Here is a 26,412-nt window from a genome sequence, read left to right as displayed (position 1 = left end):
GGGGGCTTGCCCCCGATAGCGGTGGGTCTGCAAAGAATAGGCTGACTGAGGCACTGCCATCGGGGGCAAGCCCCCTCCCACAAGGATTGTCTTTGTATTGAGATTTGTGTCTCTTTATTGAGATGTGGCCAGGCCCAGCGCGACCATTTTCTTGTACAAGGTCGACCTGCCCAGCCCCAAGCGCTGGGCCGCGTCCACCACATTCCCGTCGCAGGCCTTGAGCGCCGCCGCAATCACCTGCCGATCAAAGCGCTCGCGCGCCGCCGCAAACGTCTCGCCCTCGACGGTCTCCAGCGCCCCGCGCGCCACCGGGCTGAACGTGCCGATGGCGGCGCGAATCTCTGCTGCATCCAGTACAAGGTCATCGCTCAACAACGCCGCGCGCTCCAGCACGTTGCGCAGCTCGCGGATATTCCCCGGCCACGCATGCTGCGCCAACAACGCCAGGGCCTCGCGATCCAGTTCGTGGTGGCTGCGCAGTTCTTCGAGGATCGCTTCGCTCAACGCCGGAATATCCTCCAGCCGCTCGCGCAACGGTGGCACCCGGATCGGCAGCACATTCAACCGGTAATACAGGTCCGCCCGAAACTCGCCGCGTTTGATCGCCGCTTCCAGGTCCATGGACGTGGCGGCAATCACGCGCACATCGCTGTGCAGCATCTCGTTGGAGCCGACCGGTTCGTATTCCTTCTCCTGTAACACCCGCAGCAGCTTGCTTTGCAGCGGCAGGGGCATGTCGCCGATTTCATCGAGAAACAGCGTGCCGCCCTGGGCGATCTGCAACTTGCCGGGGCGGCCTTTGCGATCGGCGCCGGTAAACGCACCGGGCGCGGTGCCGAAGAACTCGGCCTCGAGCAGGTCATGGGGAATGGCTGCGCTGTTGATGCTGACAAATGCTTTGTGCGCGCGTGTTGAGGCGCCGTGGATCGCCTGGGCCAGCAACTCCTTGCCGGTGCCGGTTTCGCCGAGCAGCAATACCGGCGACTCGGCGCTCGCGCTGCGCCGCGCACGGCGTTTGACTTCCAAACTGGCGGCGCTGGTGCCGATAAAGTGCGCAAAGGTGTACTTGCTCTGGCGCGAACGCAGCAGCGAGCGGGTCGACGCCAGCTCCTGCTGCATGCTCAGGTAACGCTCGATCAGCGGCGACAGGTTGCGCAGCTCATCGAACAGCGCAAAGCCGATGGCGCCGATCACCGCGCCGGCGTCGTTGTGGATCGGCAGGCGCATCACCACCAGCGGTCCCTTGGGTGTGTCCTGAATATCCAGCAGGATCGGCAGGTCTGTGCTCACCACCTGGCGTAGCAGGCTGTTGGAGATGACTTTTTCGCAGGGTTGGCCGATGGCTTCGTCGGCGCTTTTAAGGCCGAAGCGCTTAGCATAGCGCTCGTTCATCCACACGATGTTGGCGTCGCGGTCGACGATCACCGTGCCTTCGCTGGACTGCTCGATGATCTCGAACAGCGACCGAATGGCCAGGCCGCGAACCTGTTGGTAGTCCTTGAGGCTGGTACTCATCTCGACAATCCGAGGGCGGCCGCCAGCAACTCCTGGGTGTAGGGGTGCTGCGGCGATGTGAATACGTCATGGCTGGCGCCACGCTCCACGACCTTGCCGTCCTTGATCACGATCATGTCGTGGGCCATGGCGCGGACCACGGCCAGGTCATGGCTGATAAACAGGTAGGTCAGGCCGTATTTGTCCTGCAGTTCGCGCAGCAACGCCACCACTTGCTTCTGCACCGTGCGGTCGAGGGCTGAGGTGGGCTCGTCGAGCAGCATCAACGCGGGCCTGAGCACCAGGGCGCGGGCGATGGCAATGCGTTGGCGCTGGCCACCGGAAAACTCGTGGGGGTAGCGATGCCGGCTGGCCGGGTCGAGGCCGACGTCCTTGAGCACCTGGATCACCTGCGCGTCACGCTCGGCAAGGCTGCACGGTGCATGCACTTCCAGGCCTTCGCTGATGATCTGCTGCACCGACATGCGCGGGCTGAGGCTGCCGTAAGGGTCCTGAAACACCACCTGCATCTGCTTGCGCCATGGGCGCATCTGCTGGTGATTGAGCGGGTCGAGGGCCACCCCCTGGAAGCGGATGCTGCCGGTGGAGTCCAGCAGGCGCAGGATCGCCTGGCCCAGGGTGGATTTACCCGAGCCCGACTCACCGACGATGCCCAGCGTCTTGCCGCGCTGCACGCTGAGGCTGATGCCGTCCACCGCGCGCAGGTAAGTCTTGCGCTGAAACAGGCCGCCGCCGAGGGGGAATTGCACGCTCAGGTCGTCCACCTGCAACACCGTTTCACGCGCTTCGCTGCACAGCGCCTCGCCCGCCGGTTCAGCATCCAGCAGCAAGCGGCTGTAGGGGTGTTGCGGCGCGGTGAACAAGGTCTCGCAGTCGGCCTGCTCGACGATCTCGCCGGTATGCATCACGCACACCCGCTGCGCCATGCTGCGCACCAGGTTGAGGTCGTGGCTGATCAGCAGCAGCGACATGCCCAAGCGTTGTTGCAAGGACTTGAGCAGCAGCAGGATCTTGCGCTGCACGGTCACGTCTAGCGCGGTGGTGGGCTCGTCGGCGATCAGCAGTTCCGGCTCGCAGGCCAGGGCCATGGCAATCATCACGCGTTGACGTTGGCCGCCGGAGAGTTGGTGCGGATAGGCCTTGAGCCGTTCCTCGGGCTTCTGGATACCGACCAGTTCCAGCAGTTCGAGGATGCGTGCCTGCGCCGCCTTGCCGCCCAGGCCCTTGTGCAACAGCAGGGTTTCGCCAATCTGCTTTTCGATGCTGTGCAGCGGGTTGAGGGAGGTCATCGGCTCCTGGAAGATTATGGCGATGCGGTTGCCGCGTAGCTTTTGCAAGGTGGCGGGCGACGCACCGATCAATTCCTGGCCGCGATAGCGCACGGAGCCGCTGGATTGCGTGCCGGCTTCGGGCAGCAATTGCAGGATCGAAAGGGCCGTCACCGACTTGCCCGAGCCCGACTCGCCGACCAGCGCCAGGCACTCGCCGGGGCGCACATCCAGGCTCAGGTTGTGCACCACGGTCTGGCCGCTGAAGGCGACGCAGAGGTCGCGGATCTCGATCAGGTTGTCGCTCATACGGACTCACTCATGAACGGGGGTCGAAGGCATCGCGCAACGCCTCGCCGATAAATACCAGCAGCGACAGGATCAGCGCCAAGGTGAAAAACGCCGTCAGGCCCAACCAGGGCGCTTGCAGGTTCTGCTTGCCCTGGGCGATCAACTCACCCAACGACGCGCTGCCTGCCGGCATGCCGAAGCCGAGGAAGTCCAGGGCGCTCAAGGTGGAAATCGCACCAGTCAAAATGAACGGCAGGTAGCTCAGGGTAGCCGTCATGGCATTGGGCAGGATATGCCGGCGAATGATCTTGGCGTCGCCCAAGCCCAACGCCCGCGCCGCCTTGACGTACTCCAGGTTGCGCCCGCGCAGGAACTCGGCGCGCACCACATCCACCAGGGCCAGCCAGGAAAACAGCGCCATGATCCCCAGCAGCCACCAGAAGTTCGGTTCGACAAAACCGGACAGGATGATCAGCAGGTACAGCACCGGCAACCCGGACCACACTTCCAGGAGGCGTTGGCCGAGCAAGTCGACCCAGCCGCCGTAGTAACCCTGCAGCGCGCCGGAAGCGATGCCGATGCTCGCACTGATCACCGTGAGCGCCAGGGCAAACAGGATCGACACCCGCGCGCCGAAGATCACCCGCGCCAGTACGTCGCGCGACTGGTCATCGGTGCCCAGCCAGTTCACCGCTGAAGGTGGGCTGGGGGCAGGGCGGGTCAGCTCGTAGTTAGGCGTGTCATCGCTGAACGGCACCGGCGGGAACAGCATCCAGCCGCCGTCCTGCTTGATCAGCTTCTGCACGTAGTCGCTGCGATAGTCCGCCTGGAACGGCAATTGCCCGCCGAACTGCTGTTCGGTGTAGCGTTTGAACACTGGGAAATACAGCTCGTTCTGGTAGCTGAGCACCAGCGGCTTGTCGTTGGCGATCAACTCGCCGCCCAGGGTCAGGATAAACAGGCCGATAAACAGCCACAGCGACCACCAGCCGCGCCGGTTTTTCTTGAAGCGTTCGAAACGTCGGCGGGCCACGGGAGACAGGTTCAGCATCAGGCGTTCCTCGCGGCGAAGTCGATACGCGGGTCCACCAGGGTGTAGCAGAGGTCGCCGATCAGTTTTATCAGGAGGCCGAACAGGGTGAAGATAAACAACGAGCCAAACACTACCGGATAGTCGCGGGACACGGCGGCTTCGTAGCTCATGCGCCCGAGTCCATCGAGGGAGAAGATCACTTCGATCAGCAGCGAGCCGGCAAAGAACACGCTGATAAACGCCTGGGGAATCCCCGAAATCACCAGCAGCATCGCATTGCGGAACACGTGGCCGTACAGCACGCGGTGTTCGCTCAAGCCTTTGGCGCGGGCGGTGACCACGTACTGGCGCGTGATTTCATTGAGGAACGAGTTTTTCGTCAGGATGGTCAGCGTGGCGAAGCCGCCAATCACCAGCGCCGTGACCGGCAAGACCAGGTGCCAAAAATAGTCGGCGACCTTGCCTACTGTGCTCAGGTCGTCGAAGTTTTCCGAGACCAGGCCGCGCACCGGGAACCAGTTCAGCGACGTGCCGCCGGCGAACACCACGATCAGGAACATCGCAAACAGGAACGCCGGCATCGCATAGCCGATCACGATCGCGGTGCTGCTCCACACATCGAAGCTGCTGCCATGGCGCACCGCCTTGCGAATCCCCAATGGGATCGACACCAGGTAGGTGATCAGCGTCGCCCACAGACCGAGGGAGAGGGTGACCGGCATTTTTTCCAGGATCAGGTCGGTGACTGTCGCGCCGCGAAAGAAGCTGTTGCCGAAGTCCAGTTGGGCGTAGCTCTTGAGCATCAGCCACAGGCGTTCCGGCGCCGGTTTGTCGAAGCCGTATTGTTTTTCGATGTCCTTGATCAGTTTCGGGTCCAGGCCCCGGCTGGCCCGCGAGCCGCTGCTGAGGCCTTCGCCTGCGGAGCCGCCGATGGCACCGCCGCCGATGCCTTGCAGGTGGGCGATCGCCTGTTCCACCGGCCCGCCGGGCGCGGCCTGTACGATCACGAAGTTGACCAGCAGGATGATCACCAGCGTCGGGATGATCAACAGCAGGCGGCGCACGATATAGGCAAACATCAGTGGGCCCCTCCGCGTTTTTTAAGCTGCGCGTTCATTTGTTCGTTCGTCAGTGGTGTGGGGCTGATTTCCCACCAGGTTTCCAGGGCTTCGTCATTTTTCGCCTCGATGGCTGGGCGCCCGAAGCGGTTCCACCACGCGGCAGAGGTGCCGGGCGGGTAGTAGTTGGGGATCCACAGGTAGTTCCATTGCAGCACGCGGTCCAGGGCATGGGCGTAGGTGAGCATCTGCGCCTGGGTGTTGGCCTTGACCAGGCCTTTGATCAGGCTGTCGATGGCCGGGTCCTTGAGCACCGTGTAGTTGTTGGCGCCCGGGTCGAATGCGGCGGCGGAGCCGAAGTAGTTGTACAGCTCCATCCCCGGCGACATGGTGACCGGGAAACCGGTGACGATCATGTCGTAGTCCCGTGTCATCAGCCGGTTGACGTACTGCGAGGCGTCGATGCGGCGGATGTTCAGGGTGATGCCGATCTGTGCCAGGTTGCGCTTGTACGGCAGCAACAGACGTTCCAGGCCGGCCTGGGCATTGAGGAAGGTGAACGCCAGCGGCTCGCCCTCGGCGTTGACCAGCTTGTCGCCGTCGGGTTTCCAGCCGGCTTCTTCCAGCAGGGCCAGGGCTTGCAGTTGCTTGTCGCGGATCATGCCGCTGCCGTCGGTGACCGGTGCCTTGAAAACCTGGGTGAACACCTCGTCGGGCACCTGGCCGCGCAGGGGTTCGAGGATCGCCAGTTCTTCTGGGGTCGGCAATTGGCTCGCGGCCAACGGGCTATTGGAGAAGTAGCTCTGCTGGCGGATGTACAGGTTGCGCATCATCTGCCGGTTGGCCCATTCGAAATCCCACAGCATCGCCAGGGCCTGGCGCACGCGGCGGTCCTTGAACATCGGGTTCTGCACGTTGAACACGTAGCCCTGGGCCGGTTGCGGCATCTCTTTGGCCAGGTGCGCCCGTTGCAGGCGACCGTCATCCAGCGCCGGGCCGTTGTAGCCGATGGAGTAGCCGGTGGCGGAGAACTCGCGGTTGAAGTCATACGCGCCGCCACGCAGCACCTGGCGCGCCACTTCGGTGTCGCCGAAATATTCCAGGCTCAGGTGATCGAAGTTGTACAGGCCACGGCTGACCGGTAAGTCCTTGCCCCACCAGTCAGGGTTGCGGGTAAAGGTGATGGTGCTGCCCGCGTCGATCTTGCTGACCTTGTACGGGCCACTGCCCAGCGGCGCTTCATAGCCGCCGCCGTTGGCGAAGTCGCGGGTTTTCCACCAGTGCTCGGGGAACACCGGCAGGGTGGCGATATCCAGCGGCAGGGTGCGGTTTTCATCGCTGGAAAAATCGAAGCGCACCTGGCGCTCGCCTTCGACTTCGACGTGTTTGACGTCGGCAAACAGCGTGCGAAAGTGCAGGCTGCCCTGGGTCATCAGCAAATCGAAGCTATAGCGCACGTCTTCGGCGGTGATCGGTGTGCCATCGGCGAACCGTGCCTTGGGGTTGAGGTAGAAGCGCAGCGACAGGCCGTCGTCCGCACGCTCCATCTTCTCGGCGACCAGGCCGTAAACGGTGTACGGCTCATCCAGCGAGCGCAGTGCCAGCGGCGAATACACCCAGCCGTCGATCTGGGACACGCCGATGCCTTTGTCGATATACGGCAGCACATGGTCGAAGCGCCCGATCTCGATGGCCGAACGCCGTAGGCTGCCGCCCTTGGGTGCGTTGGGGTTGGCATAGTCGAAATGGGTGAAGTTGGCGGCATATTTGGCCGGTTCGCCATACACCGTCAGGTAGGGTTGCGGGGCTGCGATCACAGCGGTACTGGCCAGCAGCAGGGCCAGGGTGGAGCTAAATAGAGTCGAAAAAACCAGTCGCATTATCAGCCTTGAGCGCCGGGTGAAGAAGAATAGGGATTTGTACGCTAACGGCCTGTGCATCGCCAGTCATCCCATGCACAACGGCCCACCAAAAGGCGGGCCGTTGTTTCAAACATCAGCGCGGACTGAATCAGTCCTGACGGCTGGTGACTTCCAGCAGGTGATAACCGAACTGGGTTTTCACCGGGCCTTGCACCGTGTTGACCGGGGCGCTGAACACCACGGCGTCGAATTCTTTAACCATCTGGCCTGGACCGAACGAACCCAGGTCGCCGCCTTGACGGCTGGATGGGCAGGTGGAATTGGCTTTGGCAACGTCTGCGAAATCGGCGCCGCCTTCGATCTGGGTCTTGAGTTCATTGCACTTGTCTTCGGTGGCAACGAGGATGTGACGGGCGGTGGCTTTGGCCATGGGAATTAACTCCTTGAGTAAAAACGGTGAGCGTACCGGATTCAGGCGGTTATTTCCCGGCAAAGTTCCCCTGTTCGTGGCGGGCGTGCTTGATCTACGACAAGGGCAAAGCGCAGGCGGCGGCGCAAGATTGTCGCATTCATCCGTTCAGGAGCCGTGCTATGCAAGTGCTCGATCGACGCAAGGCCATGGCGATTCCCCCATTGTTTCGCCTGGCGTTCCGCCCGTTTTTCCTTGGCGCCTGCCTGCTGGCGGTGCTGGCAATTCCCCTGTGGCTGTTCGCCCTGAGCGGCGCCACCGGTACTTGGCAACCGGCCGGAGGCTGGTTGGCCTGGCACCGGCATGAGCTGCTGTTCGGCTTTGGCGTGGCGATCATCGCCGGCTTTTTGCTGACGGCGGTACAGACCTGGACCGGTCGCCCCGGCCTCAGTGGCGCGCCGCTGGCGCTGCTCGCCGGTCTATGGCTGGCGGCGCGCCTGGGTTGGTTGGTTAACCTGCCATGGCCGCTGTTGGCGGTGCTGGAGCTGAGTTTTCCGCTGGCCGTGGCCGGCGTGATGGGCTGGACGCTGTGGACGGTCAGGCAAACCCGCAACTACCCGATTGTACTGGTGCTGGGCCTGCTCGCCGTGGCAGACGCGTTGGCGCTCTATGGGGTGCTGCGCCATGACGAAGGCACGCAGCGCCAGGCGGTGCTCACCGGTCTGTGGTTGGTGGCGGCGATGATGGGGCTGATCGGCGGCCGGGTGATTCCGTTCTTTACCCAGCGTGGCCTGGGCCGGGTCGATGGGGTCAAGCCGTGGCCGTGGCTGGACCGCGTATTGCTCGGCGGTTCGATCCTGATAGCGTTGCTCTACGCCAGCGGGCTGGCGGTGTTCCCCAGTGGCTGGAGCGGCGCGCTGTTCGCCGCGCTTGGCCTGGGCCACCTGCTGCGCCTGGTGCGCTGGCATGACCGTGGCCTGTGGCGCGTGCCGCTGCTGTGGTCGCTGCACCTGGCATATGCATGGTTGGCTGTGGCCTGCCTGGGTATGGCGCTGTGGCATTTCGGCGCGCCGCTCAACCCGAGCCTGGCCGTGCATGCGCTGACGGTCGGCGCCATGGCCGGGATGATCCTGGCGATGCTGGCGCGGGTCAGCCTGGGCCATACCGGTCGGCCGTTGCAGCCGCCGGGCGGGATGACCCTGGCGTTTGCACTGTTGAACCTGGCCGCAGTCTGCCGGGTGGTGCTGGTGTTAATCTGGCCCGTAGCGGCGTTGTGGCTGGCGGGGATTTGCTGGACGGTCGGCCTGGGCCTGTACCTATGGCGTTATGCGCCGATGCTGTGGCACGCGCGGGTCGACGGGCATCCCGGTTAGGAGCATTGCATGCTGTATTCGTGGTTGTTGATCGTGCATCTGCTGGCGGCGATTGCTTTTATTGGCACGCTGTTTTTTGAAGTAATGATCTGGCACAGCGCCCGCGAGGAGTTGGCCTGGTCGGCGCGCTTCACTGCCGAACACGCCATCGCCCGGCGTTCGCGGCGGGTGCTGCATGGCGTGGTAGTGCTGCTGTATGGGGCGGGCATCGGCCTGGCCTGGCATTACCGGGGCATGCCCTGGAACAGTCATTTCGGACTGTTCCTGAGCCTGAAAATCCTGCTGGCCCTGAGCATCATCGGGCACTACCTGCTGCTGGCCTACTGGCTGACCCGCGAGCGCCTGAGCCCCAAGCGTGCGCTGTGGATACGGCGCAGCATTCTCGCGCACATGGTGGTGATCGTGGTCCTGGCGAAGTCACTGTGGTGAGCGGCCTGCGGCGCCATGCCGCGGCGGATTGTTGATCGTGATCAAGGGATAGAACCTGCGCAGTTCCCACACTGTGGCGAATTCTCTGGAGGTCCGTCCCATGCCCCTGTCCCTCGCGCAACTGCGCCGCAACTACACCCTCTACGGCCTGCGGGACGACGGTGAGCAGGACAATCCGCTGGTGTTGTTCGGTCAGTGGCTGAGCCAGGCACGCAAAACCGAAGTGCCTCCCGCCGAGGCCAACAGCATGGCCCTGGCCACGGTCGATAGCGAAGGGTGCGCCCATTGCCGCATCCTGCTGCTCAAGGGTTTCAGCGCCGAGGGCTTTGTGTTTTTTGGCAATTACCAGAGCGCCAAGGGCGATGAACTGGCGAGCAACCCCCAAGCGGCGATGACGTTTTTCTGGCCGGGCCTGGAGCGCCAGGTGCGCATTGAAGGCGCGGTCGAGCGCCTCGATCCGGCGCTGTCGGACGCCTATTTCGTCGCCCGTCCGGCCGCCAGCCAACTGGGCGCCTGGGCCTCGCCGCAGAGTCAGCCCCTGGCCCACCGCAGCGAGCTGGAAGGCTTGCTGCGCGAGGTCACCGAGCGTTTCGCCGGCCAGCAGCCGCCACGGCCCGAGCATTGGGGCGGGTACTGCCTGAAGCCGCGCCGCATCGAGTTCTGGCAAGGCCGCCCTGACCGCCTGCATGACCGCCTCGACTACCGCCTGCGAGACGGCGCTTGGCAGCGCACACGGTTGGCGCCCTGACGAGGTACCTCCTTGGAGGAATAGGCCCTGCGCCCGTTGCGGCGCAGGCTGAGCGCATCTTTTTATATGGCTGGAGCCTTGATCATGGCCCATTTGACCCAACGCAGTTTTGTCTCCCTGAACATCGCCGTGCTGACCATCAGCGACACCCGCACCTTTGACACCGATACCTCCGGGCAGACCCTGGTGGACCGCCTGGAACGCGCCGGCCATGTGCTGATCGACCGTGGCCTGGTGATGGACGATATCTACCAGATCCGCGCCCGTGTCTCGCAGTGGATCGCCGACCCGCAGGTGCAAGTGGTGCTGATGACCGGCGGCACCGGCTTCACCGCCCGCGACAACACGCCACAAGCGGTGTTGCCGCTGCTGGATAAACAGGTGGACGGTTTTGGCGAACTGTTCCGCCAGGTGTCCCTGGCGGAAATCGGCATGTCCACCTTGCAGTCCCGTGCCCTGGCGGGCATGAGCAACGGCGTGCTGGTGTGCTGCATGCCCGGTTCGCCCGGCGCGTGCCGCACCGCCTGGGACCAGATTCTGGTCGGTCAACTGGACAGCCGCACCGGCCCGTGCAACTTCGTTGCGCACCTCAAGCCCCAGTTCGAACAGACGCTCAGCGCCTGTGAGGCGCGGTCATGAACACCCGCGTGTGTGACAGCGGGTCGTTGATGCCGGTGGACGAGGCGATCGCGCAACTGCTGGCCCAGGCGCCGCCTGTGCCGTCCACCGAAGTGATCCCCCTCGGCCAGGCTGCGGGCCGGGTGATCGCCGAAGAACTGTTTTCCCCCCTCGACTTGCCGGGCTGGGACAACAGCGCCATGGACGGCTACGCTCTGCGCGCCGCCGATGTGCCGGAGCAGGGCGGCTACCTGGTGTTGGCCGGGCGGATTGCCGCCGGGCACAGCAGCGACGTGCCGTTGCAGGCCGGGCAAACGGTGCGGATTTTCACCGGCGCGCCGTTGCCGCCCGGCGCCGACAGCGTGGTGCCCCAGGAGCGTTGCCGCGTTTACGGCCAGCGCATCTGGTGCCCGCCGTTGCGCCTGGGCGAACACGTGCGCAAGCGCGGTGAAGAACTGCAACGCGGGCAACGCCTGTTGCGTGTCGGCCAGCGCCTGCGCGCCCAGGAAGTCGGCCTGCTGGCGTCGGCCGGCATCCCGTGGGTCAAGGTCTATCGCCCCTTGCGCGTGTGCCTGCTGAGCAGCGGCGATGAACTGCGCGAGCCGGGCGAGTCATTGGCGCCGGGACAGATCTACAACAGCAACCGCCACCTGGTGACCGCGTTATTGCGCGGCTGGGGTGTGGAGGTGCTCGACTACGGGGTGATGGCCGACGCGCTGGCCGCCAGCCGCGACGCGTTGATCCTGGCGTCCTCCGAATGCGACCTGCTGCTGACCACCGGCGGCGTGTCGGTCGGCGAGGAGGACCATCTCAAGCAAGCCATCCAGGAGCTCGGTCGCGTTGACTTCTGGCGCCTGGCGATCCAGCCCGGCAAGCCCCTGGCGTTTGGCGAAGTCGCGGGCAAACCGTGGATCGGCCTGCCCGGCAACCCGTCCGCCGCGCTGATCACCACGTTGGTGGTGGTGCGTCCGTTCCTGTTGCGCGCCCAGGGTGTCGAGCGCGTATTACCGGTGCCGATCCAGGTGCCGGCCGGGTTTGAATGGCCCACCCCCAACAAGCGTCGCCAGTACCTGCGCGCGCGCTTGAGCCCGGGCGAGGATGGGCAATTGCGCGCCGTCCTGCACCCCCAGCAAAGCTCGGCAATGCTCACCGCCGCCTGCTGGGCCGATGGCCTGGTGATCGTCGAGCGCGAGCAAGTGTTGCTCAAGGACGCACCGGTGCTTTTCCTGTCTTTCGCCGAGTTTCAATGAGGAGTCTCCATGCAACTGGTCTGCCCGGCAGGCAACCTGCCTGCGCTCAAAGCCGCGGTGCGCCAAGGCGCCGATGCGGTGTATGTCGGTTTTCGCGATGACACCAATGCCCGGCATTTCGCCGGGCTGAACATGGACGACAAACAGTTCGACGCCGCCGTTTCCCATATCCGCCAGCACCAGCGCAAGCTGTATGTGGCGGTCAACACCTACCCGCAACCGAAGATCTGGTCACGCTGGCAGCGCGCCGTCGACCGCGCGGCCGATCATGGCGTGGATGCGCTGATCGCCGGCGACCCCGGTGTGCTCGGTTACGCCGCTGCGCGCCATCCGCAAATGGCGTTGCACTTGTCGGTGCAGGGCTCGGCCACCCATGCGGCGGCGTTGAAGTTCTACGTCGAACGTTATGGCATTCGTCGCGCGGTGCTGCCTCGGGTGCTGTCCCTGGCCCAGGTGCGGCAGGTGGCGGCGAGCAATGTGGTGCCGATCGAAGTGTTCGGCTTCGGCAGCCTGTGCATCATGGCCGAAGGGCGTTGCCACTTGTCGTCGTATATCACCGGCGAGTCGCCCAACCTGTGCGGAGTGTGTTCGCCGGCCAAGGCGGTGCGCTGGAGCGACGACGCCGATGGTCTCAGCGCACGCCTCAGTGAAGTGCTGATCGACCGCTACACCCCGGAGGAACCGGCCGGCTACCCGACCTTGTGCAAAGGCCGTTTCCTGGTCGGCGGCAAGCGCTTCCACGCCCTGGAAGAACCGACCAGCCTCGACACCCTGGACCTGTTGCCCGAACTCAGCGCCATTGGCGTGGCAGCGGTGAAGATCGAAGGCCGGCAACGCAGTCCGGCCTATGTGGAACAAGTCACCCGAGTCTGGCGTGCCGCCCTCGACGCCCACCGCAGCGCCCCGGCCAATTTTGTGGTCAGGGACCAGTGGCGCCAGGTGCTGGCCGGACTTTCCGAAGGCAGCCAGACCACCCTGGGTGCTTACCATCGCGCATGGCAGTGAGGAATTACAGATGAAACTCAGCCTGGGACCGGTGCTGTTTTATTGGGATAAGGAACACCTGGGGCGCTTCTATTCAGACATGGCCGGCTTGCCCCTGGACGTGATTTACCTGGGGGAAACCGTGTGCTCGAAACGCCGCGCGTTTTCGCTGGATCAATGGTTGGGCCTGGGCCGCGAGTTGCAGTCGTGCAGCCCGGCGCAGATCGTGCTGTCGAGCCTGACCTTGATCGAAGCCGCCTCCGAGCTGTCGAGCCTGCGCCGCCTGTGCGACAACGGCGAGGTGCTGGTTGAAGCCAACGACATGGGCGCGGTGCAGTTGCTGATCGAGCGCAAGCTGCCCTTTGTCGGCGGCCCGGCGCTCAACCTGTACAACGGCCACGCGCTGGTGCAATTGCTCGATGCGGGCATGCAGCGCTGGGTGCCGCCGGTGGAGTGCTCGCAAAGCCTGATCGCCGATGTGCTGGAGCAGGTGCGCGAACTCGGCCGACCGCTGCCCGAAGTGGAGATCTTCGCCTACGGGCATTTGCCGCTGGCGTATTCGGCCCGTTGCTTCACCGCCCGTGCGGAAAACCGGCCCAAGGACGATTGCCAGTTCTGTTGTATCAACTACCCCGATGGCATGGCCCTGACCAGTCAGGAAGGGCAACCGCTGTTCACCTTGAACGGGATTCAGACGATGTCGGCCGATGTCACCAACTTGCTCGCCGATTACCCTGGCTTGGTCGCGTGTGGCGCTGGCCTGTTGCGCCTGAGCCCACGGGCTGAGGGCATGGTCGGCGTGGTCCAGGCTTTCGATCAGGTGCGCCAGGGCGCGATGCCGCCGTTGTGCGTCGACGGCTGCAACGGCTACTGGCACGGCCAGGCCGGCATGCTGCGGGTCGAGGAGGTGGGCCTGTGTTGAGTCGCAAACAATGGCTGCTCAAGGGCGCCGATCGCTTGCTGCCGTTGGTGCGCCACGTGCCGTTCCGGGTGCAGCGCCTGGCCTTGCAGCAAGGCCTCAACCGCTGCCTGGCCGAGCCGTTGCGCGACGGCGGCTTCGACCTGCTGCGCGGGCGCTGGATGTGCCTGCGCATCCCCGACCTCGGGCTGTGCTGGTACCTGACCCTGGCGCGGGACGGTTTGCGCCTCGCCGAAAAAGCCGAGGCCCAGGTGACGATCAGTGGAAATTGGCGCGAGTTCTTGTTGCTGGCCAGTCGGCAGGAAGACCCGGACACCTTGTTCTTCCGGCGTCGCTTGGTGATTGAAGGCGATACGGAGTTGGGGCTGGGCTTGAAGAACCTGATCGACAGCCTGGACTCCGATGTGCTGCCGCCTTGGTTGTGGCGCAACCTGGAGCGGGCAGGGCGCGGGCTGGCGGCCTGACGCGAGCGACCTATCCCTACGGATAGGTCACTGCCACGCGCTAAGGCGTCGGCACCAAAAACGCCGCCTCCAGCAATTGCCGGGTATAAGCATGCTGCGGGTTGGCGAAAATCGCCGGCGCATCGCCTTGTTCCACCACCTGCCCGTGCTTGACCACCATCAACTGGTGACTCAGCGCTTTCACCACGGCCAGGTCATGGCTGATGAACAGATAGGTCAGGTTGTACTTGGCCTGCAAACCGCGCAGCAGTTCCACCACTTGGCGCTGTACCGTGCGGTCGAGCGCCGAGGTCGGTTCGTCGAGCAGAATCAGGCGCGGCTTGAGTACCAGGGCGCGGGCAATGGCGATGCGTTGGCGCTGGCCGCCGGAGAACTCGTGGGGGTAGCGATGCCGCGATTGCGGGTCGAGGCCGACTTCCTTGAGCGCCGCGATAATCGCCGCTTCCTGCTCCGCCGGGCTGCCCATCTTATGGATACGCAGGCCTTCGCCGACGATCTCGCTGACGCTCATGCGTGGGCTGAGGCTGCCAAACGGGTCCTGGAACACCACCTGCATTTCCCGGCGCAACGGGCGCACCTGTTGCTGGGTCAGGCGGTCGAGTTGCTGGCCTTCGAAGCGAATCCCGCCTTTGCTGGCGATCAGACGCAGGATCGCCAGGCCGAGGGTGGACTTGCCTGAGCCGCTTTCGCCGACGATGCCCAGGGTTTGCCCTTGGGGCAGGCTGAAATTGATGCCGTCCACCGCCTTGACGTAGTCGACGGTGTTGCGCAGAAAGCCTTTCTTGATCGGAAACCAGACTTTCAAATCATCGACTTCCAGCAACGGCGGCCCGGCTGCCGTGTCGGCCGGCCCACCGCTGGGTTCGGCGGCGAGCAGTTCCTGGGTGTAAGGGTGCTGCGGCGACTGGAACAAGGTTTCGCAATCGGCTTGTTCGACGATGCAACCCTGCTGCATCACGCACACCCGGTGGGCAATGCGCCGCACCAGGTTCAAGTCGTGGCTGATCAACAGCAACGCCATGCCCAGGCGCGCCTGCAGTTCCTTGAGCAGTTCGAGGATCTTCAGCTGCACCGTTACGTCGAGGGCGGTGGTCGGTTCATCGGCGATCAACAGCTCCGGCTCGTTGGCCAAGGCCATGGCGATCATCACCCGTTGGCGCTGGCCGCCGGACAGTTCGTGGGGCAGGGCCTTGAGGCGTTTATGCGGCTCGGGAATGCCCACCAGTTCGAGCAACTCCAGGGTGCGTCGGGTGGCGACTTTGCCGGTCAGCCCCTTGTGCAGGCCGAGCACTTCGTTGATCTGCTTCTCGATGCAGTGCAGCGGGTTCAACGAGGTCATCGGCTCCTGGAAGATCATCGCAATGCGGTTGCCGCGAATATGCCGGATGGTTTTTTCTTTGAGGGTCAGCAGGTCCTGGCCGGCGTACTCGATGGTGCCGGCGGGGTGCCGCGCCAAGGGGTAGGGCAGCAGGCGCAGGATCGAGTGGGCGGTCACCGATTTGCCGGAGCCGCTTTCGCCGACCAGCGCCAGGGTTTCGCCGCGCTTGATGTCGAAGCTGACGTGGTTCACCACGCGCTGGTGATGCTCGCCGGTGACGAACTCGACGCAGAGGTCGCGGACTTCGATCAGATTGTCCTGATTCATCTCATTTCCTCGGGTCGAAGGCATCGCGAGCGGACTCGCCGATAAACACCAGCAAGCTCAACATGATCGCCAGCACGGCGAAGGCACTCATGCCCAGCCACGGCGCTTGCAGGTTGGATTTACCCTGGGCCACCAGCTCTCCCAGCGACGGCGAACCCGCCGGCAGGCCGAAGCCGAGGAAGTCCAGGGCGGTCAAGGTGCCGATGGCGCCGGTGAGGATGAACGGCATGAAGGTCATGGTCGAGACCATGGCATTGGGCAGGATATGCCGGAACATGATCGCGACGTTCTGCATGCCCAGTGCCCTGGCCGCACGCACATATTCCAGGTTACGCCCGCGCAGGAACTCGGCGCGGACCACGTCCACCAGGCTCATCCACGAGAACAGCAGCATGATCCCCAGCAGCCACCAGAAGTTGGGCTGTACGAAACTGGCGAGGATGATCAGCAGGTACAGCACCGGCAAGCCCGACCAGATCTCCAGGAAGCGTTGCCCGGCCAGGTCGACCCAGCCGCCATAGAAACCCTGCAGGGCACCGGCGATCACGCCGATGATCGAACTGAGCACGGTCAGGGTCAGGGCAAACAGCACCGACACACGGAAGCCGTAGATCACCCGTGCCAAGACGTCGCGGCCCTGGTCATCGGTGCCCAGCAGGTTGACCGAAGACGGCGGCGCAGGGGCCGGCACCCTCAGGTCGTAGTTGATGCTCTGGTAGCTGAACGGGATCGGCGCCCACAGCGTCCAGGCGTCCTTGGCCTTGAGCAGTTCCTGGATATACGGGCTCTTGTAGTTGGCCTCCAGGGGGAATTCGCCGCCGAAGGTGGTTTCCGGGTAGCGCTTGAGCGCCGGGAAATACCAGTCGCCGTCAAAATGCACCGCCAGCGGTTTGTCGTTGGCGATCAGCTCGGCGCCCAGGCTCAGGCCGAACAGAATCAGGAACAGCCACAGCGACCACCAGCCACGCTTGTTCGCCTTGAACCGCTCGAATCGGCGGCGATTGAGGGGGGACAGATTCATCTCAATGCTCCCGGCTGGCGAAGTCGATACGCGGATCGACCAGGGTGTAGGTGAGGTCACCGATCAGCTTCACCACCAAGCCGAGCAGGGTGAAGATAAACAGCGTGCCGAACACCACCGGGTAATCGCGGTTGATCGCCGCTTCAAAGCTCATCAGGCCGAGGCCGTCGAGGGAGAAGATCACTTCCACCAGCAAGGACCCGGTGAAGAAAATCCCGATGAACGCCGAGGGGAAACCGGCGATCACCAGCAGCATGGCGTTGCGGAACACGTGGCCGTAGAGCACGCGGTGGTTGGTCAGGCCCTTGGCCTTGGCGGTGACCACGTACTGCTTGTTGATCTCGTCGAGAAAGCTGTTTTTGGTCAGCAGCGTCATGGTCGCGAAGTTGCCGATCACCAGCGCGGTGATGGGCAAGGCCAGGTGCCAGAAGTAGTCGAGGATCTTGCCGCCCCAGCTCAATTCATCGAAATTGTTGGAGGTCAGCCCGCGCAAGGGGAACCAGTCGAAATAACTGCCACCGGCAAACACCACGATCAGCAGGATCGCGAACAGGAACGCCGGGATCGCGTAGCCGACGATGATCGCCGAGCTGGTCCATACGTCGAAGTGGCTGCCGTGTCGCGTGGCCTTGGCGATCCCCAGCGGGATCGAGATCAGGTACATGATCAGCGTGCTCCACAACCCGAGGGAGATTGACACCGGCATCTTTTCCTTGATCAGGTCGATGACCTTGGCGTCACGAAAGAAGCTGTTGCCAAAATCCAGGCGGGCGTAGTTCTTGACCATGATCCACAAGCGTTCCGGTGCCGACTTGTCGAAACCGTACATGGTTTCGATTTCCTTGATCAGCGCCGGGTCCAGGCCTTGGGCGCCACGGTAGCTGGAACCGGCCACCGCGACTTCGGCACCGCCGCCGGCAATGCGGCTGGTGGCGCCTTCGAAGCCTTCGAGTTTGGCGATCATCTGCTCCACCGGGCCGCCGGGGGCGGCCTGGATGATGATGAAGTTGATCAGCAGAATCCCGAACAGCGTGGGGATGATCAGCAATAGGCGGCGAACAATATAGGCCAGCATTTAATCGCCTCCGCTCGCCGGGTCGGCGCTCGTGTCTAGGGTGATGGCGGGTTTCACGTCGGGTTTCGCCCACCAAGTGGCGGTGCCGACGTCATAGCGCGGTGGCACCTTCGGATGGCCGAGGTGGTCCCAGTACGCCACGCGGAAGGTCTTGATGTGCCAGTTGGGGATCACGTAGTAGCCAAATTGCAGCACGCGATCCAGGGCCTTGGCATGGGCGACCAGGCTTTGGCGTGAGTCGGCGTCGATCAGTTCCTCTACCAGTTGGTCGACGGCCGGGTCCTTGAGGCCCATGTAGTTGCGGCTGCCGGGTTTATCGGCGCTGGAGGATTTCCAGAATTCGCGTTGTTCGTTACCCGGCGAGGTGGACTGCGGGAAGCTGCCCACCAGCATGTCGAAATCCCGCGAGCGCAGGCGGTTGACGAATTGTGAGACGTCGACCCGGCGAATCACCAGATCGATACCCAGGTCCGCCAGGTTGCGTTTGAAGGGCAGCAGGATACGTTCGAACTCGGTCTGCGCCAGCAGGAATTCGATGGTCACCGGTTTGCCGGTGGCGTCGACCATCTTGTCGTCGACGATGCGCCAGCCGGCTTCCTGCAACAGTTGGTAGGCCTCGCGCTGTTGGGTGCGGATCATGCCGCTGCCGTCGGTTCTGGACGGCGCAAAGGCCTGGGTAAAGACTTCGGCGGGGATTTTGTCGCGCAGCGGTTCGAGGATGGCCAACTCGTCCGGGCCGGGCAGGCCGGTGGCGGCCATCTCCGAGTTCTCGAAGTAGCTGCGGGTGCGGGTGTAGGCGCCGTTGAACAACTGCTTGTTGCTCCACTCGAAGTCCAGCAACAGGCTGATGGCCTTGCGCACGCGCACGTCCTGGAACATCGGCTTGCGCGTGTTGAACACGAAACCCTGCATGCCGGTGGGGTTGCCGTTGGGGAGCTCTTCCTTGACCAGGCGCCCTTCGGCCACCGCCGGAATGTTATAGGCGTTGGCCCAGTTCTTCGCGCTGAATTCCAGCCAGTAGTCGAACTGCCCCGCCTTCAACGCTTCCAGGGATACCGTACTGTCACGGTAATAGTCGGTGATGCGCTGATCGAAGTTGTAGAAGCCTTGGGTGATCGGCAGGTCCTTGGCCCAGTAGTCCTTGACCCGCTCGTAGCGAATCATGCGCCCGGCCTTGACCTCGGCCACCTTGTACGGCCCGCTGCCCAGCGGTATTTCCAGGTTGCCCTTGGTAAAGTCGCGAGTGGCCCACCAATGCTTGGGTAATACCGGCAGTTGCCCAAGGATCAGCGGCAATTCGCGGTTGTTGGTGCGCTTGAACTTGAACAGCACTCGCTGCGGGTCTTCGGCCACCACTTCGTCAACGTCGGCGTAGTAGGTGCGGTAGAGCGGCGAACCTTCCTTCATCAGCGTCTGGAAGGTAAACACCACGTCTTCGGCCTGGATCGGCTGGCCATCGTGGAAGCGTGCTTCGGGGCGCAGGTAGAAGCGTACCCAACTGTTGTCCGGGGCTTTTTCGATTTTGCCGGCCACCAGGCCGTATTCGGTGATGGGTTCGTCCAGGCTCTGCATGGCCAGGGTGTCGTAGATCAGGCTGATATTGTCCGCCGGCACGCCCTTGCTGATGTAGGGATTGAGACTGTCGAAACCGCCCATGCTCGACTCGCGAAAGGTGCCGCCCTTGGGGGCGTTGGGGTTGACGTAGTCGAAGTGCTTGAAGTTGGCGGGGTACTTGGGCGGCTCGTTGTAGAGGGTCAGCGCATGTTGCGGGGCGGCGTGGGCCGCCGTGCATAGCAACAGACTGCCGAGCAGTGCAGTACGCAAAGACATCATTGGGCTTTCTCCGAAGCTTTCAGCCACCATGCGCTCAGGCCCAGGCTGTAGGGCGGCGTGGTGACAAAGGCGAACCGGTTGCGGTACGCCAAGCGATGATAGTTGAGGTACCAGTTGGGAATGCTGTAATGCTGCCACAGCAGGACCCGGTCCAGGGCCCGGCCGGCCGCCAGTTGTTCGTCGCGGGTCTGTGCCGACAGCAGTTGTTCGAGCAGGCGGTCGACCACCGGATTGGCGATGCCTGCGTAGTTCTTGCTGCCCTTGATCGCCGCCTGGCTGGAGTGGAAGTACTGCCACTGCTCAAGGCCGGGGCTGAGGGTTTGGTTGAGGGTCATCAGGATCATGTCGAAGTCGAACTGATCGAGGCGCTGTTTGTATTGCGCCCGGTCGACTGTGCGCAGGTGCGCGTCGATGCCGATACTGTTCAGGTTTTCCACATAGGGCTGCAGGATGCGCTCCAGGTTCGGGTTGACCAGCAGGATTTCGAAGCGCAGCGGTTGCCCGTCCTTGTTGAGCAGGCGTTGCCCGGACAGCTTCCAGCCGCCTTCGCCGAGCAGGGCCAGGGCGCGGCGCAGGGTCTCGCGGGGGATGCCGTGCCCGTCGGTCTGGCGCAGGCTGAACGGTTGGGTGTAGAGATTGGCCGGCAGTTGGTCGCGGTAGGGCGAGAGCATCAACCATTCATGGCCGACCGGGACGCCGGTCGCCGAAAATTCGCTGTTGGGGTAATAGCTCAAGGTGCGTTTATAGGCGCCGCTGAACAGGGTGCGGTTGGTCCATTCAAAGTCGAACATCAGCCCCAGGGCTTCGCGCACCTTGGCTTGTTTGAAGGTCGGGCGCCGGGTGTTCATGAACAGGCCCTGGCTTTGGGTCGGGATCTGGTGGGCGATCTGCGCCTTGATCACATCGCCGCGGTTGATCGCCGGGAAGTTGTAGCCATTCGCCCAATTTTTGGCCTGGTGCTCGATATAGATATCGAACTCGCCGGCCTTGAAGGCTTCGAAGGCGACGTCGCTGTCGCGGTAGAACTCCACTTCGACCTTGTCGTAATTGTAGAAACCCTGGTTGACCGGCAGATTCTTGCCCCAATAGTCCTTGACCCGCTCGAACACCAGTTGTCTGCCCGGCGTGACTTTGCTGAGGCGATAGGGCCCGCTGCCCAGCGGTGGTTCGAAGGTGGTGGCCTTGAAATCGCGGTTTTTCCAGTAGTGCTGGGGCAGCACCGGCAGTTCGCCCAGGCGCAGGATCAGCAACGGGTTGCCGGCGCGCTTGAATACAAAACGGATACGGTGGCGGTTGAGGATGTCGACCCGCGCCACTTCCTGCAGGTTGGTGCGGTATTGCGGATGACCTTCGGTCAGCAGGGTGCGATAGGAAAACGCCACGTCATAGGCAGTGATCGGCTTGCCATCGTGAAAGCGGGCTTCCGGGCGCAGGTTGAACACCACCCAACTGCGGTCCTCGCTGTACTCCACCGACTGGGCAATCAGCCCGTAGCTGGAGGTCGGCTCATCGCCGGACGGCGCGTACTGGCCGGTGCCGACCATCAAAGGTTCGTTCAGCTCATTGACGCCGTATTGCAGGAAGTTCGGCGTGGAAACCGGGCTTGAGCCCTTGAAGGTATAGGGGTTGAGGGTGTCGAACGTGCCAAACGCCATGACCCGCAACGTCCCGCCTTTCGGCGCTGCAGGGTTTACCCAATCGAAGTGGGTGAATTTGGCCGGGTACTTGAGGGTGCCGAACTGCGCATAACCGTGGCTCTCGGTAATCGTCGCGTTCGCAGCAAAGCTCAAGGCCAGACTTATTAGTAGAAGGAGGGGACGCGTCAAGTCAGAGATCCGATCCAGGCAGCTTGGGCTTTATGATCGGTACAGTAACAGCTTGTTCCGGTTGGAAAAAGCCAGTTGGAATGATGGCGATCCTATGTGGGAGGGAGCTTGCTCCCGATGGCGGTGCGTCAGTCAGCTTATGTACCGACTGATGCACCGCCATCGGGAGCAAGCCCCCTCCCACAATTGGCGCTCCAGTGTTCTTGCGGTGTCAGCGTGGCCCGGAAACCACCAGCATCTGCCCCGGCTTGAGCGCCATGCCAGTGCGTGGGTTCCAGCGCTTGAGATGTTGCATCTCAACGTTGAAACGCTTGGCGACGATATACAGCGAGTCGCCTTTCTTGACCTTGTACTGCACCGGTTTCTTGCTGTCGGCCTTGGCCACCAGCTTGCGCGTGTCCTGCATCACCAGGGTCTGGCCGACCTTGAGCGCCTGGCCGTTGAGCTTGTTCCAGCGCTGCAGGTCATGCACGTCGACCTTGTTGGCCTTGGCGATCAGCGTCAGGTTGTCGCCGTTGCGCACCTTGTAGTTGCGGGTACGGCCAGCCACGGACCGGGTCTCGACTTCGTCGAATACCGGCTTTTTCGGGCGCATTGCCAGCAATTCTTCAGGCTTCATCGCCGAAAGGCTGCTGGTCAATAGTTGTGCCTTGGAGCTGGGCACGAGCAAATGCTGGGGACCGTCCAGGGTGGTACGTTGTTTCAGCGCCGGATTGAGCTGGAACAGTTCGTCTTCGTCGATCTCGGCCAGTGCGGCGACCCGTGACAGGTCCATGCTTTGCTTGACTTCAACCACTTCGAAGTACGGCGTGTTGGCAATCGGGTTCAGGTTGACGCCGTAGGCCTCGGGGGCGAGCACCACCTGGGACAGCGCCAGGAACTTGGGCACGTAGTCCTTGGTTTCCTGGGGCAGGGGCAGGTTCCAGTAGTCGGTCGGCAGACCGAGCTTCTCGTTGCGCTCGATCGCCCGGCTTACCGTGCCTTCGCCGGCGTTATACGCGGCCAGGGCCAGCAGCCAGTCGCCGTTGAACATGTCATGCAGACGTGTCAGATAGTCCAGCGCGGCGGTGGTGGAAGCGGTGATATCGCGACGACCGTCGTAGGCGCGGGTCTGGCGCAGGTTGAAGTAGCGCCCGGTGGAGGGAATGAACTGCCACAAGCCGACCGCATCGCTGCGCGAATAGGCCATTGGGTTGTAGGCACTTTCAATCACTGGCAACAGCGCCAGTTCCAGGGGCATGTTGCGTTCTTCAAGGCGTTCGACGATGTAATGAATGTAGAGGCTGCCACGTTCGCCGGCGTTCTCCAGGAAGGACGGGTTGCTGGCGAACCACAGGCGCTGTTGCTCGATACGCGGGTTGACGCCGAGGCCGTCCTGCAATTGAAAGCCCCGACGCATGCGTTCCCAGACATCCTGGGGGGCTTCGGGGCTGGGCTTCTCTGAGAGCCAAATAGGTTTTTGCTTGATCTTGGCAGCAAGATTCGGTTTGGGTTGCACGGTGGATTGTGCAGCGAAATTTGTCGATTGGCAGCCCGCCAGAGTTGCGGAGACAGCCACCGCCACGGCTTGAGCCAGGCGGGTCAATGCGTCTGAATGATTGGATTTACGAGTAGATGACGACATTGGCTGGAAGTAAGTTCCGGGCAAAAATGTCGGGCGATTCTAGAAAGCGCTTTGGTTCCGGTCAACCATTCAGAAATTTCGTATCAGACTGCGTCACGTTAGAACTTATCTTTCCAAGCCCTCAAGCTAGCAAATACCTCGGCTCCAGAGCGGTTGTCACGGCCATTCCGTTCGTCAGCTTTTTGTTTAACGGATGTTTCAGCGGTACGCAGGAACGGATTGGTGCGCTTTTCCAGGGCCAGGTTGGAAGGCAGCGTGATCTCGCCACGGGCGCGCAGTTGGTTGACGTTTTCCACCCGTTCGGCGATATCGGCGTTGTCTGGTTCCACCGCCTGGGCAAACCTGAGATTGCTCTGTGTGTATTCATGGGTGCAGTACACCAGGGTGTCGGCCGGCAGGGCGGCCAGGCGTTGCAGCGAGGTGTACATTTGCGCTGGCGTGCCTTCGAACAGGCGGCCGCAACCGGCGGCGAAGAGGGTGTCGCCGCAGAACAGCGCGCCCTGGTGATAGAAGGCAACATGGCCGAGGGTATGGCCGGGGACGGCGTACACGGCGAAGTCCCAGCCCAGCACCGTGATGCGGTCGTTGTCCTGCAGCGCGATGTCCCGTGCCGGGATCGTTTCGCTGGCCGGGCCGTAGACCTTGGCACCGGTCACACGTTTCAGTGCTTCGACGCCACCTACATGATCATGGTGATGGTGGGTGATGAGGATGTCGCTGAGCGTCCACTCCGGGTTCTGCTCGAGCCAGGCCAGCACGGGGGTGGCATCGCCGGGGTCGACCACGGCGCAGCGGCGGGTCTGGGGTTCCTGTAACAACCAGATGTAGTTATCGGTGAAGGCGGGCAGGGCACTGATCTGTATCATTCTTCGATTCGCCAAGCTGAACACATTGGTGCATCTTAGAACGTCTAGGCGAGTTGGAGAATGCAATGACTGATAAAGCGTTCGCCCAGGCCGATCCTGAATGGCTGGCCCTGATCAGCGCAGCCCGTGACTGGCTGTCCGGGCCGATCGGGCAATTTTTGCTGGATGAAGAACGGAGCATGCTCGAAGACGAGCTGGGCCGGTTCTTTGGCGGTTACCTGGTGCATTACGGTCCGTCGGCCCAGACGCCGCCGTCCGCGCCGCAGGTGCAGCGCAATGTGCGCCTGGGCGCGCCGTTGCCGGGGGTGGAGATCGTCTGCGAAGAGCAGGCCTGGCCGTTGAGCGAGCACGCTGCCGATGTGGTGGTGCTGCAGCATGGCTTGGATTTCTGCCTGTCACCCCACGGTTTGTTGCGCGAAGCTGCCAGCAGCGTGCGCCCAGGTGGCCATTTGCTGATTGTCGGCATCAACCCCTGGAGCAGTTGGGGCCTGCGCCATGTGTTCGCCCGTGACGGCCTGCGCCAGGCCCGTTGCATCTCGCCGTCGCGGGTGGGGGACTGGCTGAACCTGCTGGGCTTCGCACTGGAGAAACGCCGCTTCGGATGCTATCGTCCGCCGCTGGCGTCGACCAAGTGGCAGGGCCGTCTGGCTGGCTGGGAGCGTCGGGCGGGGGCCTGGCAACTGTCGGGTGGCGGCTTCTATTTACTGGTTGCACGCAAGATCGTGGTCGGGCTGCGGCCGGTGCGTCAGGTGCTACGCCAGCCCATGGGCAAGCTGGTGCCGATGCCGATGGCCAAGGTCAACCGCAAGCAAAGCGAACCGTAAAACCCTCTTTTTGATTTCAGGCCGAATCATTCGGCCTCGGGATGCTGTCGGCCTATGCCCGGCGACCCGTTTTGATGGATGCAACCGATGACCGATAGCGTTGAACTCTTCACCGATGGCGCCTGCAAAGGCAACCCTGGCCCAGGCGGCTGGGGCGCCTTGCTGGTGTGCAAGGGCGTGGAGAAGGAACTATGGGGCGGCGAAGCCAACACCACCAACAACCGCATGGAGCTGATGGGCGCCATTCGCGGCCTGGAAGAGCTCAAGCGGCGTTGCGACGTGCTGCTGGTGACCGACTCGCAATACGTGATGAAGGGCATCAACGAGTGGATGGTCAACTGGAAGAAGCGCGGCTGGAAGACGGCGGCCAAGGAGCCGGTCAAGAACGCCGACCTGTGGCAACTGCTCGATGAGCAATGCAATCGCCATAACATCACCTGGAAATGGGTGCGCGGGCACATTGGCCACCACGGCAACGAGCGCGCCGACCAATTGGCCAACCGTGGCGTCGACGAAGTGCGGGGCTACAAGCAGAGCTGATGTCGGCTGACGTGTTAAGATTGCGCCTCTTGAAATACACCACACCGTTGAGAGCTGAACCCTGATGGCCATCCGATCTGTTGTACTCGATACCGAAACCACCGGCATGCCGGTGACTGATGGCCACCGGATCATTGAAATCGGCTGCGTCGAATTGATGGGCCGTCGCCTCACCGGCCGTCACTTCCACGTCTACCTGCAACCGGACCGCGAAAGTGATGAGGGCGCCATCGGCGTCCACGGTATCACCGACGAATTCCTCAAAGGCAAGCCGCGCTTCGCTGAAGTCGCCGACGAGTTCTTCGAATTCATCAACGGCGCGCAGTTGATCATCCATAACGCGGCGTTCGACATCGGCTTCATCAATAACGAGTTTGCCCTGATGGGGCAGACGGATCGCGCGAATATTTCCCAGCACTGCTCGATCCTCGACACCTTGATGATGGCCCGTGAGCGTCACCCGGGCCAGCGCAACAGCCTGGATGCCTTGTGCAAACGCTACGGCGTCGACAACTCCGGCCGTGAGCTGCACGGCGCGTTGCTCGACTCCGAGATCCTGGCGGACGTTTACCTGACCATGACCGGCGGGCAGACCAGCCTGTCCCTGGCCGGCAACGCCTCCGACGGTGCCGGTTCGGCGGAAGGTTCGGGCAATCGCCCTTCGGAAATCCGTCGCCTGCCGGCTGATCGCAAACCGGCGCCGATCATCCGCGCCAGCGAGCAGGACCTGGCTGAGCATGCAGCGCGTCTGGAAGCGATTGCCAAATCGGCGGGTGCGCCGGCGTTGTGGACCCAACTGACCCAGCAATAATCTGGCGGAGCGCTGTCAAACAATGTGGGAGGGGGCTTGCTCCCGATAGCGGCGTGCCAGTTGGCATTGATGCCACTGATCCACCGCTATCGGGAGCAGCCCCCCTCCCACATTGGTGAGTTGCTG

At 63.0% G+C, this 26,412-nt stretch carries 24 protein-coding genes; 11 read left to right on the top strand and 13 right to left on the bottom strand.

Annotation, left to right across the window (positions count from 1 at the left end):
• Positions 1-114 precede the first annotated feature (114 nt).
• The 6 genes from ACP7CJ_RS11890 to ACP7CJ_RS11865 form a co-directional block, all read right to left on the bottom strand.
• On the bottom strand, positions 115-1,515 hold the full coding sequence (locus ACP7CJ_RS11890) for a sigma-54 interaction domain-containing protein (RefSeq protein ID WP_426101514.1): 1,401 nt from the start codon (positions 1,513-1,515) through the stop codon (positions 115-117).
• The gene (locus ACP7CJ_RS11885; RefSeq protein WP_426101516.1) at positions 1,512-3,092 is read right to left on the bottom strand and encodes an ABC transporter ATP-binding protein; all 1,581 of its coding nucleotides are present in this window, start codon (positions 3,090-3,092) and stop codon (positions 1,512-1,514) included. The genes ACP7CJ_RS11890 and ACP7CJ_RS11885 overlap by 4 nt, the downstream gene beginning before the upstream one ends.
• A 10-nt stretch (positions 3,093-3,102) precedes the next feature.
• Entirely contained in the window at positions 3,103-4,125 is a 1,023-nt protein-coding gene (locus ACP7CJ_RS11880) for an ABC transporter permease (protein WP_276193360.1), read from the bottom strand.
• Positions 4,125-5,186 carry a microcin C ABC transporter permease YejB gene (locus tag ACP7CJ_RS11875; protein WP_426101518.1) on the bottom strand — a complete coding sequence of 354 codons (1,062 nt, stop codon included), beginning with the start codon at positions 5,184-5,186 and terminating at the stop codon, positions 4,125-4,127. Before ACP7CJ_RS11875 ends, ACP7CJ_RS11880 begins: the two co-directional genes overlap by 1 nt.
• Entirely contained in the window at positions 5,186-7,045 is a 1,860-nt protein-coding gene (locus ACP7CJ_RS11870) for an extracellular solute-binding protein (protein ID WP_276193359.1), read from the bottom strand. The genes ACP7CJ_RS11875 and ACP7CJ_RS11870 overlap by 1 nt, the downstream gene beginning before the upstream one ends.
• A gap of 130 nt (positions 7,046-7,175) precedes the next feature.
• Positions 7,176-7,457: a peptidylprolyl isomerase gene (locus tag ACP7CJ_RS11865; protein WP_276193358.1), complete on the bottom strand. Its 282-nt coding sequence runs from the start codon at positions 7,455-7,457 to the stop codon at positions 7,176-7,178.
• Between the two features lie 161 nt (positions 7,458-7,618).
• Here ACP7CJ_RS11865 and ACP7CJ_RS11860 point away from each other — a divergent pair, with 161 nt between their 5' ends.
• From ACP7CJ_RS11860 to ubiT, 8 genes are all read left to right on the top strand, one after another.
• The gene (locus ACP7CJ_RS11860; RefSeq protein ID WP_426101520.1) at positions 7,619-8,809 is read left to right on the top strand and encodes an NnrS family protein; all 1,191 of its coding nucleotides are present in this window, start codon (positions 7,619-7,621) and stop codon (positions 8,807-8,809) included.
• 9 nt (positions 8,810-8,818) lie between these two features.
• Positions 8,819-9,238 (top strand): hypothetical protein, encoded by a 420-nt coding sequence (locus ACP7CJ_RS11855; protein WP_276193356.1) that lies wholly within the window; start codon positions 8,819-8,821, stop codon positions 9,236-9,238.
• Positions 9,239-9,338: 100 nt separating this feature from the next.
• Positions 9,339-9,986 (top strand): pyridoxamine 5'-phosphate oxidase, encoded by a 648-nt coding sequence (gene pdxH / locus ACP7CJ_RS11850; RefSeq protein WP_276193355.1) that lies wholly within the window; start codon positions 9,339-9,341, stop codon positions 9,984-9,986.
• Positions 9,987-10,070: 84 nt separating this feature from the next.
• Entirely contained in the window at positions 10,071-10,625 is a 555-nt protein-coding gene (gene moaB, locus ACP7CJ_RS11845; protein WP_426101522.1) for a molybdenum cofactor biosynthesis protein B, read from the top strand.
• On the top strand, positions 10,622-11,854 hold the full coding sequence (gene glp / locus ACP7CJ_RS11840; protein ID WP_426101523.1) for a gephyrin-like molybdotransferase Glp: 1,233 nt from the start codon (positions 10,622-10,624) through the stop codon (positions 11,852-11,854). The genes moaB and glp overlap by 4 nt, the downstream gene beginning before the upstream one ends.
• Before the next feature lie 9 nt (positions 11,855-11,863).
• Entirely contained in the window at positions 11,864-12,859 is a 996-nt protein-coding gene (ubiU, locus tag ACP7CJ_RS11835; RefSeq protein ID WP_426101525.1) for a ubiquinone anaerobic biosynthesis protein UbiU, read from the top strand.
• Positions 12,860-12,869: 10 nt separating this feature from the next.
• Positions 12,870-13,760: a U32 family peptidase gene (locus tag ACP7CJ_RS11830; RefSeq protein ID WP_276193350.1), complete on the top strand. Its 891-nt coding sequence runs from the start codon at positions 12,870-12,872 to the stop codon at positions 13,758-13,760.
• Positions 13,754-14,221, top strand: a complete 468-nt coding sequence (gene ubiT, locus ACP7CJ_RS11825) for a ubiquinone anaerobic biosynthesis accessory factor UbiT (protein WP_253395229.1) — start codon at positions 13,754-13,756, stop codon at positions 14,219-14,221. Before ACP7CJ_RS11830 ends, ubiT begins: the two co-directional genes overlap by 7 nt.
• Before the next feature lie 40 nt (positions 14,222-14,261).
• Here the strand turns inward: ubiT and ACP7CJ_RS11820 are convergent, their stop codons facing one another.
• From ACP7CJ_RS11820 to gloB, 7 genes are all read right to left on the bottom strand, one after another.
• Complete coding sequence (locus ACP7CJ_RS11820; protein WP_276193347.1) at positions 14,262-15,866, bottom strand: ABC transporter ATP-binding protein; 1,605 nt, start codon at positions 15,864-15,866, stop codon at positions 14,262-14,264.
• A 1-nt stretch (position 15,867) separates the two neighbouring features.
• Entirely contained in the window at positions 15,868-16,887 is a 1,020-nt protein-coding gene (locus ACP7CJ_RS11815) for an ABC transporter permease (protein ID WP_276193346.1), read from the bottom strand.
• 1 nt (position 16,888) lies between these two features.
• Complete coding sequence (locus ACP7CJ_RS11810; protein WP_276193345.1) at positions 16,889-17,962, bottom strand: microcin C ABC transporter permease YejB; 1,074 nt, start codon at positions 17,960-17,962, stop codon at positions 16,889-16,891.
• Positions 17,963-19,795, bottom strand: a complete 1,833-nt coding sequence (locus ACP7CJ_RS11805; protein ID WP_276193343.1) for an extracellular solute-binding protein — start codon at positions 19,793-19,795, stop codon at positions 17,963-17,965.
• Positions 19,792-21,621 carry an extracellular solute-binding protein gene (locus ACP7CJ_RS11800; RefSeq protein ID WP_426101527.1) on the bottom strand — a complete coding sequence of 610 codons (1,830 nt, stop codon included), beginning with the start codon at positions 21,619-21,621 and terminating at the stop codon, positions 19,792-19,794. The genes ACP7CJ_RS11805 and ACP7CJ_RS11800 overlap by 4 nt, the downstream gene beginning before the upstream one ends.
• 211 nt (positions 21,622-21,832) lie before the next feature.
• The gene (locus tag ACP7CJ_RS11795; protein ID WP_426101528.1) at positions 21,833-23,245 is read right to left on the bottom strand and encodes a transglycosylase SLT domain-containing protein; all 1,413 of its coding nucleotides are present in this window, start codon (positions 23,243-23,245) and stop codon (positions 21,833-21,835) included.
• A 98-nt stretch (positions 23,246-23,343) separates the two neighbouring features.
• On the bottom strand, positions 23,344-24,111 hold the full coding sequence (gloB, locus tag ACP7CJ_RS11790) for a hydroxyacylglutathione hydrolase (RefSeq protein ID WP_276193338.1): 768 nt from the start codon (positions 24,109-24,111) through the stop codon (positions 23,344-23,346).
• Positions 24,112-24,176: 65 nt separating this feature from the next.
• Between gloB and ACP7CJ_RS11785 the strand changes: the two genes are divergently transcribed.
• From ACP7CJ_RS11785 to dnaQ, 3 genes are all read left to right on the top strand, one after another.
• Positions 24,177-24,935, top strand: coding sequence for a class I SAM-dependent methyltransferase (locus ACP7CJ_RS11785; protein WP_426101530.1), 759 nt, complete (start codon positions 24,177-24,179; stop codon positions 24,933-24,935).
• 87 nt (positions 24,936-25,022) lie between these two features.
• Positions 25,023-25,475 (top strand): ribonuclease HI, encoded by a 453-nt coding sequence (rnhA, locus tag ACP7CJ_RS11780; protein WP_069075857.1) that lies wholly within the window; start codon positions 25,023-25,025, stop codon positions 25,473-25,475.
• A gap of 70 nt (positions 25,476-25,545) precedes the next feature.
• Positions 25,546-26,286 carry a DNA polymerase III subunit epsilon gene (dnaQ, locus tag ACP7CJ_RS11775; RefSeq protein ID WP_247399390.1) on the top strand — a complete coding sequence of 247 codons (741 nt, stop codon included), beginning with the start codon at positions 25,546-25,548 and terminating at the stop codon, positions 26,284-26,286.
• Positions 26,287-26,412 lie beyond the last annotated feature (126 nt).

The organism is Pseudomonas sp. PSPC3-2 (assembly GCF_049897085.1).
GTDB classification, from domain to species: Bacteria; Pseudomonadota; Gammaproteobacteria; order Pseudomonadales; family Pseudomonadaceae; genus Aquipseudomonas; species Aquipseudomonas paraveronii.
The sequence above is the reverse complement of the archived record's forward strand: the minus strand, read 5'-3'. Positions and strand labels throughout refer to the sequence as shown.